Source organism: Kamptonema sp. UHCC 0994 (assembly GCF_029167235.1).
Lineage (GTDB): Bacteria > Cyanobacteriota > Cyanobacteriia > Cyanobacteriales > Microcoleaceae > Kamptonema.
Genome location: NZ_JARFTR010000181.1, coordinates 1 through 9,032 on the forward strand (window position 1 = coordinate 1; position 9,032 = coordinate 9,032).

The 9,032-nt window shown below is 43.2% G+C and carries 10 protein-coding genes and 1 pseudogene; 8 read left to right on the forward strand and 3 right to left on the reverse strand.

What is annotated here, in order from left to right:
* Nucleotides 1-89 precede the first annotated feature (89 nt).
* The 5 genes and pseudogenes from PY364_RS16830 to PY364_RS16850 all read left to right on the forward strand — a co-directional run.
* Nucleotides 90-773 (forward strand): isochorismatase family cysteine hydrolase, encoded by a 684-nt coding sequence (locus tag PY364_RS16830; protein ID WP_275524212.1) that lies wholly within the window; start codon nucleotides 90-92, stop codon nucleotides 771-773.
* A gap of 41 nt (nucleotides 774-814) precedes the next feature.
* The gene (locus tag PY364_RS16835) at nucleotides 815-2,374 is read left to right on the forward strand and encodes an ABC transporter ATP-binding protein (protein WP_275524213.1); all 1,560 of its coding nucleotides are present in this window, start codon (nucleotides 815-817) and stop codon (nucleotides 2,372-2,374) included.
* 111 nt (nucleotides 2,375-2,485) lie between these two features.
* Nucleotides 2,486-3,154: an isochorismatase family cysteine hydrolase gene (locus PY364_RS16840; protein ID WP_275524214.1), complete on the forward strand. Its 669-nt coding sequence runs from the start codon at nucleotides 2,486-2,488 to the stop codon at nucleotides 3,152-3,154.
* 421 nt (nucleotides 3,155-3,575) lie between these two features.
* Entirely contained in the window at nucleotides 3,576-3,980 is a 405-nt protein-coding gene (locus PY364_RS16845) for a profilin (RefSeq protein WP_275524215.1), read from the forward strand.
* A gap of 370 nt (nucleotides 3,981-4,350) precedes the next feature.
* A pseudogene (locus PY364_RS16850) lies at nucleotides 4,351-4,552 on the forward strand (hypothetical protein); the annotation flags it as partial.
* A 79-nt stretch (nucleotides 4,553-4,631) separates the two neighbouring features.
* Here PY364_RS16850 and PY364_RS16855 read toward each other — a convergent pair.
* Nucleotides 4,632-5,024 carry a glutamyl-tRNA amidotransferase gene (locus PY364_RS16855; RefSeq protein ID WP_275524216.1) on the reverse strand — a complete coding sequence of 131 codons (393 nt, stop codon included), beginning with the start codon at nucleotides 5,022-5,024 and terminating at the stop codon, nucleotides 4,632-4,634.
* 489 nt (nucleotides 5,025-5,513) lie between these two features.
* On the opposite strand from PY364_RS16855, the gene PY364_RS16860 reads away from it, so the two are divergent.
* Complete coding sequence (locus PY364_RS16860; protein ID WP_275524217.1) at nucleotides 5,514-5,864, forward strand: DUF6464 family protein; 351 nt, start codon at nucleotides 5,514-5,516, stop codon at nucleotides 5,862-5,864.
* 127 nt (nucleotides 5,865-5,991) lie between these two features.
* On the opposite strand, the gene PY364_RS16865 is transcribed toward PY364_RS16860, so the two are convergent.
* On the reverse strand, nucleotides 5,992-6,501 hold the full coding sequence (locus PY364_RS16865; protein ID WP_275524218.1) for a pentapeptide repeat-containing protein: 510 nt from the start codon (nucleotides 6,499-6,501) through the stop codon (nucleotides 5,992-5,994).
* 14 nt (nucleotides 6,502-6,515) lie between these two features.
* Between PY364_RS16865 and PY364_RS16870 the strand changes: the two genes are divergently transcribed.
* The gene (locus PY364_RS16870; RefSeq protein WP_275524219.1) at nucleotides 6,516-7,142 is read left to right on the forward strand and encodes a YraN family protein; all 627 of its coding nucleotides are present in this window, start codon (nucleotides 6,516-6,518) and stop codon (nucleotides 7,140-7,142) included.
* 45 nt (nucleotides 7,143-7,187) lie between these two features.
* Here PY364_RS16870 and PY364_RS16875 read toward each other — a convergent pair whose 3' ends face one another.
* Nucleotides 7,188-7,577, reverse strand: coding sequence for a hypothetical protein (locus PY364_RS16875; protein WP_275524220.1), 390 nt, complete (start codon nucleotides 7,575-7,577; stop codon nucleotides 7,188-7,190).
* Nucleotides 7,578-7,727: 150 nt separating this feature from the next.
* Between PY364_RS16875 and queA the strand changes: the two genes are divergently transcribed.
* A complete protein-coding gene (gene queA / locus PY364_RS16880) occupies nucleotides 7,728-8,840 on the forward strand; it encodes a tRNA preQ1(34) S-adenosylmethionine ribosyltransferase-isomerase QueA (protein ID WP_275524221.1) in 1,113 nt (370 codons plus the stop codon).
* Nucleotides 8,841-9,032 lie beyond the last annotated feature (192 nt).

Consider the following 9,032-nt stretch of genomic DNA (forward strand, 5'->3'; position numbering starts at 1 on the left):
ACCGCCAAGATGGCGGCGTTACATCGAGCCCGTGTAAGTTTTATAAAGGTTAGTGATGTTCACTCGCAAACTACAATCTCAAATTTTTTATGGGACGTTTTGTTGAATCTGAACCCTATCCATATCCATTTAACGGTGATTTGCGCCCAGAAAATACAGTGCTGCTAATTATTGATATGCAGATAGATTTCTGCGGAGTTGGCGGCTATGTAGATAAAATGGGTTACGATTTGTCGCTGACCCGCGCACCTATTGAACCGATAAAAAAGGTATTAGAAATAGTACGAAATCTCGGCTTTCATGTCATCCACACCCGCGAAGGACATCGCCCCGATTTATCAGACTTGCCAGAAAATAAACAGTGGAGAAGTCGTAGAATTGGCGCAGGAATTGGCGACTCTGGCCCCTGCGGGAAAATTTTAATTCGCGGTCAACCTGGATGGGAAATTATTCCTGAACTTGCGCCTTTACCTGGAGAAGCTGTGATTGATAAACCCGGAAAAGGTTCTTTTTACGCGACAGATTTCGATATGTTACTAAGGCGTAAAGGCATCCAAAATATTATTCTGGCAGGAATAACAACTGATGTTTGCGTCCACACAACAATGCGGGATGCAAATGATAGAGGTTACGAATGTTTGCTACTTTCTGACTGCACCGGTGCAACAGATTATGGCAATCATCTGGCCGCACTCAAGATGATTAAAATGCAAGGCGGCGTTTTCGGTGCTGTCGCTGATTCGGAAGCATTAATTAGCACCATCAAACAATAGTTATTTCAAAATCAACCTTTTTTAATTCAAGGAGCAAAACCATGCTAGAAATTCCAAATCCAGAACTCAAAACTCAAACTTCAAAACTCCCTCAACCACCAGATATCGAATTGGTAAATATCACCAAGCGATTTGGTTCGCTTTTAGCACTTGACAATGTTTCAACACGGCTGAAACCAGGAACTTTTCACGCTCTACTAGGTGAAAATGGTGCGGGTAAAAGTACATTAGTAAAATGTATCATGGGTTTCTACACTGCTGACAGTGGAGAGATTATAATTGATGGAGAACCGCGCACTATTCACAGTCCCTACGATGCCTATCAATACAGTATTGGCATGGTATATCAGCATTTTACTCTCATTCCATCAATGACAGTAGCAGAAAATTTAGTGCTGACGCGACCAGATACTCCTAACGTGATTAACTGGAAAGCTGAATATGAACAATTAGCAGCATTTCTCGAAACTGCACCTTTCAAAGTTGATTTGTACAAACCAGCAAATCAACTTGCAGCCGGAGAAAAGCAAAAGGTAGAAATCCTCAAACAAATCTACCTCAAAAATCGGTTTCTCATTCTAGATGAACCCACATCTGTACTCACGCCAGACGAAGCGGATGAAGTTTTAGGTTTACTCAAACAAGAAGTCAGTGCGGGACGTTTAAGCGTGTTACTTATTACCCATAAATTCCGGGAGGTAACATCATTTGCCGATGAAGTTACGGTTTTGCGAAGGGGAAAATTTGCAGGTAGTGGGTCAGTTAAAGACTTATCTACTTCCGAAATGGCTAAGATGATGTTGGGTGAGGAACGCAACGCCATTCAAATAGAAAAACTTGCCGAACTTCCGGGAGAACCTGTCATCAAAATTGAAGATATTTGTGCTAATGGTGACAACGGACTGGCTGCTGTGAAATCTGTAAATCTGACAGTTAGGAGGGGAGAAATTGTCGGGATTGCCGGCGTTTCTGGCAATGGTCAGCGAGAATTAGTAGAGGTGTTAGCAGGACAGAGAATTGCGACATCTGGACTATTAATGGTGAATGGGGAAGTTTATAAAGCAACTCGTCCAGAAATAGTCAAACATCGGGTTTTTTGCTTACCAGAGGAACCACTACGAAATGCTTGCGTTCCTCAAATGAGTGTTGGCGACAATATGGCCTTGCGAAAGTTCGACCGTGCGCCAATGGCTAAAGGCAATTTGTTTCTGATTTTGAAGGAAATTCGACTAGCTGCAATGGCTTTAATTGAGAAGTTTTCGGTAAAAACTCCCTCGGTAGATACGCCCATTAGTCATCTTTCTGGTGGTAATGTACAGCGGGCTGTACTAGCAAGGGAATTTTCAAATCATAACATTAATCTGTTAATTGCAGCTAATCCTTGTTTTGGGTTAGATTTCGCGGCGGTTGATTACATTCACTCGCAGTTAGTTGAGGCAAGAAATGAAGGTGTTGGTGTACTATTAGTGAGTGAAGATTTGGATGAGTTGTTGAAATTGGCTGACAGAATTGTGGTGATGTCTGGGGGTAAACTGGTTTATGAAAGTCCGATTGCAGATGTCGATATTCACGAAATAGGTCACTATATGGCCGGACATTAATCTTGCATCTGGAACTATCAATTTGTAACGCCGCCGTCCCGGCGGTAAAGATACCGCCAAGATGGCGGCGTTACAGATACTTTCTTAAAGCTTAAAACTAGAGGTGATAAAATGATTTCTATCCCAGCTAAACCCTATGACTATGAATTGCCAAATCTAAACAGTGTCGCCTTAATTGTCATTGATATGCAGCGAGATTTTCTAGAACCAGGAGGTTTTGGAGAAATATTAGGAAATGATGTCACGCTTCTGCAATCAATTGTGCCTACAGTTAAGCAATTATTAGATGAATTTCGCAAATTTAACCTTCCTATTTTTCATACCATCGAAGGTCATAATAGCGATTTGTCGGATTGTCCAGTCTCTAAAATTAAACGGGGAAAAGGTAAATTAACTATCGGAGATGTCGGCCCAATGGGTCGCATTCTCGTGTTAGGCGAAGCGGGAAATGGTATCATACCAGAGTTAACGCCGCTACCGGGCGAAATTGCGCTTTCAAAACCAGGTAAAGGTGCTTTTTCTCGCACTAACTTAGAATCTATGTTGCAGGAAAAAGGCATTACTCACTTGATTTTTGCGGGAGTGACAACAGAGGTTTGCGTACAAACAACTATGCGTGAAGCTAATGACAGAGGATATGAATGTCTGTTAATAGAAGATGCCACTGCTAGCTATTTTCCTGAGTTTAAACAAGCTACTTTAGAGATGATTCGCGCCCAAGGTGGTATCATTGGCTGGACGACAACGGCGACGCAATTATTCAAAGCATTGAATAGTTAAAATGGCGTTGCTTAATCAGGGTATGAAAAAAATCACTTGAAAATCCAAAAGCTTTGTGGATACTGGTTTCTATGACGAGCATATTTAACGTTTCATACCGTAAATCAGCAACGCCGAGCTTGTCACGTTCTTACTTGTGAATCAAGGTAATGTGAAACCAAACATGACTCGATGGGTTGAGCGCACAGGGTTGAGGTGGAGAAGTAGCGATGGGTTTCGGGTTTCATCCTTCAACCCGACCTACAAGAGCGGGCGATCGCACCGGGAGACTGGGAGTTAATCGTATGAGAATGAGAATCTATGCTCTCGAAACCTAAAATTTTTATTAAATATTTTTTAACTGTTTTAACTGTCCTTGCATTCCTTTCTTAGTAGTGCTAACATTTTAAATGTTTTTATATACACATGGAAAATCAGATTTATGTCTAACCATGTCTGGCAAGATTACATTGATGTTTCGCTTATTGGGTCGGGGCACATAGCTCAAGCCGCTATTATTAGCTGCGATGGTAAGAGTATATGGGCGAATAGTAAAGGATTTGAACTCTCAGCAAATGAAAGGAAGGTATTATCTGATGTACTGAAGGGTAATGATGAGGCGAGAGATAAAGCCTATGAGCACGGTATTACTTTTAATGAAAAAAAATATGTACTTACACGGGTGGAAGATCGCTCAATGTATGCAAGAATGAACAAAGATGGAGTTGTTGCATCCGCAACTAAACAAACAATTATAATTGGAACCCACCTTGGAACCCAAATCGCTGGTAATGCTAGCGCTACAGTTGAATCGCTTGCAGACTACTTGATAGGACAGGGTTACTAATTTCGCATAGTAGTTAATCTTGTATAGTCTTGATTTCCCCTTTGTAGGTTGCCTAGGCGGGAAGCGAAAACCCGCCTAGGCAATTACTAGGCTGAATAAATTAGATGCTGAAAGTTTTAGAACATTGTTTACACTTGAACTTTTGCTTACCTGTGGAAGTCTTGCCGTTCTTAGTGTGGTCTAAAGTTTCAGCTTTAGCGTAAGTTTCTGCACGATTGCTACTCAAACCCCTCAAGTGCCTTTAGCTGCTCATTTTCCTAACACATTCTTTGCTAGGGGTAAGTGTTCGCGTTCAATCCTTTTCACTGCCCCGCTGAGTGTGTGGTATTGATCGCCGGGCGTTGCTGGATTGAGGTATGATAGAGATCGATCGAGAGTAGAAGGAGAAAATACAAGACTCAGACATTATCTAGCTCGCTTAAAAAGAAAAACTCTGTGTTATTCTCGCGTCAGAACAAATGCTCAAACATTCAATTCGATTACTCATTCACTATCTTAAGTTTAATAGTGTTCCCGTTCCCTATTCAATTAATCATTACGATCGAGGGAGACGAAGATCGCTCAATCGCTAAATCATACCTTAATCCAGCAACGCCGTTAAAATTTAGTGCCTCTTTCCATACTTAGGGCAGTTTTCCTTCGTTAATCGCATCAAGAGCGCTGAAGCGCAACTAGGTACTTTCGCCATCCACCCCATTCCGTAATCTCGCGTTGTCCCTCACATAAAATAGCTTCGCCTAAAACTCCTAGAACTTCTTCGCCGTCAGCTAAACGTACTTTGCCTACGCATAATCCAGCGGGTTCTTTTAATAATATTTGGCTGATACCATCAGCAGGTATGGCCCAAACTTCAACTGCGATCGCAACTCCCCCATCTGCAACTCGCAGCATAGCAGGATGACAATCATTAATTGACCACAAGCGATAACTGGGTTCCGTTACTGTTTCTCGCACAAAGCTAGCGCCAACTGCTAATAAGTTAGGGTTCAACTCTAACCCGCGCATTAAAGTACCATTAACAGCAAGATATACAATTTCCGTCATTTCAAAAACAGGTATTTACCTATAAGTAGTTGGACAAAAATAAATAATGTCATTGCGAGCCAAGCGAAGCGCGTCAAGCGAAGCGCAGTTGCGAGGCGCGAAGCGTTGCGAGGCGCGAAGCGTTGCGAGGTACGAAGCAATCTGAAGCAATCTGAGGGTGTTGCGAGCGAAGCGAAGCAAACTAATCCCGAAGCAATCCCAAACCCCTGCGTTGGCATAGCCTGCCCGAAGGGCTTATGCTTCACTTCACTATCGTGACCTTCGCTTCGGACATGGTTGCGTTTATTTATGTCCGACTACTTAAGCGATAGCCCTTATTATAGTATAAAACGGTACAATTTCTGTTGTTTTTATGTCTGATAATCAAAAGTATACTAATTGGTAAGAGTTAATTTTTAATAGTTAATGGTTAAAAGTTAACCTCGATCTGCGTTAAAATGTTTTTATCGCTTTGACCTGTAGTCAGCAATATTATAGAACATATAGCAGATGGAACAAGAAACTCTACCGACAGAGGTTATACTTACTCACCCGCGCCAATCTCTGGGAAGCGTTCAGCTTGATTGGACACCGCAACCGGGAAATTATCTCGATTTAAAAGGTCAAACTTATGCTGTTTTAGAACGCCATCATCGCTATCAATTGCGATCGGGGCGCTATCGCTTGCAAAAAATTGACTTGTACGTGCAGTCTGCACAACGGCCTACAGAGAAGAGTTTTGTAGAGGGACACTGGGTTATAGGCGATGCTAGTTGTCGCTATAGTGCGCGATCGGAGATCATTCGCTGTGCGGTTAATCCAGAGGGGCCATGCGATCGCTGCCCTTTTTACGAAAAGTAATCAGTCGTGCGATCGCAAAATTATACCAATTCTAAAAAGTTCTGCAACGTTAAAAATAGTAGGTTGGGTGTAACGAAGTGAAACCCAACATCAGGATTCTAGCAATACTTCTTAGAGTTGGTATTAACTAATCGCAAAACAGAGTTTCGCGAGTATTCCTACCCGTAACTGGATTAGTTCCTTGCGCCACTTTACACAACTTTTTTACCATATCATCGCGGATTAGTATATCTGTAAAATCAGCACCGTTAACGATCGCCCCTTCAAACTTGGTATTGTAAGCAAAAGCTCCCTCAAGGACAGCATTAGTTAAATTAACTTTAATCATCCGCGCTAAATCCAAAGTAGCCCCTCTAAGATTAGCACCCTCAAAATTGGCATCCTCCATATTTGCAGCAAAAAAGCTTACACCCTGCAAATTTGCATTACTAAAATTACTGCTGCGGAGATTCGCCTTAGTAAATTGTGCGTCAGTGAGATCGCGCCCAGAGAAATCAGCACCAATTAGCGCTTCTCTGTTGTAATCTAGAGCCAAGGCAGGCAGCGGATTAATAGCAATTGCTACCAGACTGACGGCAGATAAAAGAACTAAGCTGAACAAAAAGGTATAAATATGTTGGCGAATACTAGAAATCATGGAATTAAAAGCTAATGGGAAGCGGTGATAGATCAACTTTTAATTCTACCAGAAAGCGTGTAAAGCTCAGCAACGATCGGGTGAGTTCAGCAAATTCTCCTGCTAACTTTACCGCCGTATCCTCAACTGCCAACTATATTGGTAATTTGGGAGAAAACTTAGTCGCGCAGTGGTTGGAGGCGCAAGGTTGGGAAATTTTACATCGGCGTTGGCGGTGTCGCTACGGGGAAATAGACGCGATCGCGATCGCCAGGGGAGATGGGGAGCAGGGGAGATGGGGAGCGGGGGAGAGGAGCACAATCACCAACTACCAATTACCAATTACCCATTACCAATTACCAACTTTAATCTTTGTAGAGGTTAAAACTCGTCGTCGGAGAAATTGGGATGCTGATGGAATGCTTGCTGTTAATGCTACAAAGCAAGCAAAACTTTGGCAAGCGGCAGAAATATTTTTAAGCGATCGCCCAGAATTAGCAGATTACCCTTGCCGATTTGATGTTGCTCTCGTCTGTTGCGAACCTTTACAATCAGATCGTCAGCAAAAATCTAGCTTAACTGTGGCGATCGGTGAACCAGTTATAGTAGAGTCTTGGTGTCTTACTCTGCAAGAGTATATCCAGTCAGCCTTTAGCCATTAAAAATTAAAGGGAATAGGAAATACCACTTATTAATTTTTAATTTGTTTAAGCAAGAGTTTCCGGGCAGTATCCCAGTCCCTTGACAAATTGCTGACGAAACGCTTCAATTTCTTTACGATCGGGACTGCCATGACAAACAACTGCCACCTGGTAACGCCGCATGACGCTCAAAGGTGACTGTCCTGTTTCCAAGCTCCAAAGTGCCATTTGCATACGAATTTCTGGTTCGTAAGGTATCCCCAGTTCATTCATAAAAGCTCGGAAATCTCCGTGCTGCTGAGGAGTTAAATATTGACTCATTTTTACTTTCACCACCCAACCATCAATCTGATGAATGACAGTGATAAATTGAACCGGTAGGTCTCTGGGGGTTCGGAGGTAATCAACCACCCGAAGAGTGAGACTGGTATTCGCAATGTAGTAGAGGTATTCCATAGCTCTCCTTGAGGTGAGAAGCCGACGCTATACTTTTATATTCGTGGACTTTAGCTTCCACCGCTAGGGGAGAAGCCCCCGACTTTGGATGGGGGGTTTTACCCAATTATGTCGCTAAGTTTACAGATTTATTTTACAGAGATATAAGAAATGACAGAAATCGATCCGTCCTTAGACTTGAAATTAGAGGCTTACAACTACGAACTACCCCCCGAACGAATTGCCCAAAATCCAGTTGTACCAAGGGATAGCTCTCGTTTACTGGTGGTGGATTCTCCCCATAGCCACCAGCATTCCATTTTCCGGGAGTTGCCGAACTTTCTGAAGCGCGGAGATTTACTGGTTCTCAATAATACCCGCGTGCTCCCAGCTAGGCTCAAAGGCCGCAAACCTAATGGCTACCCGGTGGAAGCATTGCTAATGGAAGAGCGAGAACACAATTGCTGGCTGGCTTTGGTTAAACCGGGAAAACGCTTGAAACCTGGAGCTAGAATTGAGTTTGAGCCGCTGAATCCAGAGGAAATTTCTAATTCTGAGCCATTGAGTGCAACGGTTTTGGAAAGGGATGAGGCAACTGGGGGGCGGCTGTTGCAGTTTGACGTGCCTGTTGGAATGTCTCTGGTGCCATTGTTGCCGGAATATGGTTACGTACCGTTACCGCCTTATATTAAGAATTCTCAGGCTTTAGGGGAACAGTATCAGACGATCTATGCTGAGAAATTGGGGGCGATCGCAGCGCCGACTGCTGGGCTACACTTTACTGATGAATTGCTTAAAGGATTACAGGAGAAGGGCATCGAGCAAGCTTTTGTGACGCTGCACGTTGGGGTGGGGACGTTTCGACCGGTGGAAGTAGAGGATGTTACTACTCACAAGATGCACAGAGAATGGGTGGAAGTACCCGCGATAACGGCAGACAAAATTCGCCAGACTCAGACAAATGGTGGTCGGATTATTGCAGTGGGTACGACGGCAGTGAGGGCTCTGGAGGGAGCCGCAGCGTCAGCGCAAAAGCAAAATTTGCCGTCGCTACAAGCTTTTTGCGGACATACGGATTTATTTATTTATCCCGGTTATCAGTGGCAAGTGGTAGAGGGGCTAATTACAAATTTTCACTTGCCCCGTTCTAGTTTGCTGATGTTGGTCAGTGCGATGATTGGGAGGCAGCGGTTGTTTGAGTTGTATGAGGAGGCGATCGCGCATCAATATCGTTTCTATTCCTTTGGCGATGCGATGTTGATTTTGCCAGAAGTTAATTGTTAATTGTTAATTGTTAATTGTTAACTGTTAACTGTTACAGGGCTTACCCAAAGAAACCGGGTTTCTATGAAAAATTGAAGATTATTACTAGATATAGCAACCGCTTTCGTCAGTTAGGACAGATATCCGTAACGCCGCCTTCTAGGCGGTTAGGGCACCGCCTAGAAGGCGGCGTTACGTTCAACAAATAAAGTT

Bases quoted from the DNA above. Each gene is read 5' to 3' on its own strand.
- PY364_RS16830 (WP_275524212.1), top strand. From the start codon at position 90: ATGGGACGTTTTGTTGAATCTGAACCCTATCCATATCCATTTAACGGT.
- PY364_RS16835 (WP_275524213.1), top strand. From the start codon at position 815: ATGCTAGAAATTCCAAATCCAGAACTCAAAACTCAAACTTCAAAACTC.
- PY364_RS16840 (WP_275524214.1), top strand. From the start codon at position 2,486: ATGATTTCTATCCCAGCTAAACCCTATGACTATGAATTGCCAAATCTA.
- PY364_RS16845 (WP_275524215.1), top strand. From the start codon at position 3,576: ATGTCTAACCATGTCTGGCAAGATTACATTGATGTTTCGCTTATTGGG.
- PY364_RS16855 (WP_275524216.1), bottom strand. From the start codon at position 5,024: ATGACGGAAATTGTATATCTTGCTGTTAATGGTACTTTAATGCGCGGG.
- PY364_RS16860 (WP_275524217.1), top strand. From the start codon at position 5,514: ATGGAACAAGAAACTCTACCGACAGAGGTTATACTTACTCACCCGCGC.
- PY364_RS16865 (WP_275524218.1), bottom strand. From the start codon at position 6,501: ATGATTTCTAGTATTCGCCAACATATTTATACCTTTTTGTTCAGCTTA.
- PY364_RS16870 (WP_275524219.1), top strand. From the start codon at position 6,516: ATGGGAAGCGGTGATAGATCAACTTTTAATTCTACCAGAAAGCGTGTA.
- PY364_RS16875 (WP_275524220.1), bottom strand. From the start codon at position 7,577: ATGGAATACCTCTACTACATTGCGAATACCAGTCTCACTCTTCGGGTG.
- queA (WP_275524221.1), top strand. From the start codon at position 7,728: ATGACAGAAATCGATCCGTCCTTAGACTTGAAATTAGAGGCTTACAAC.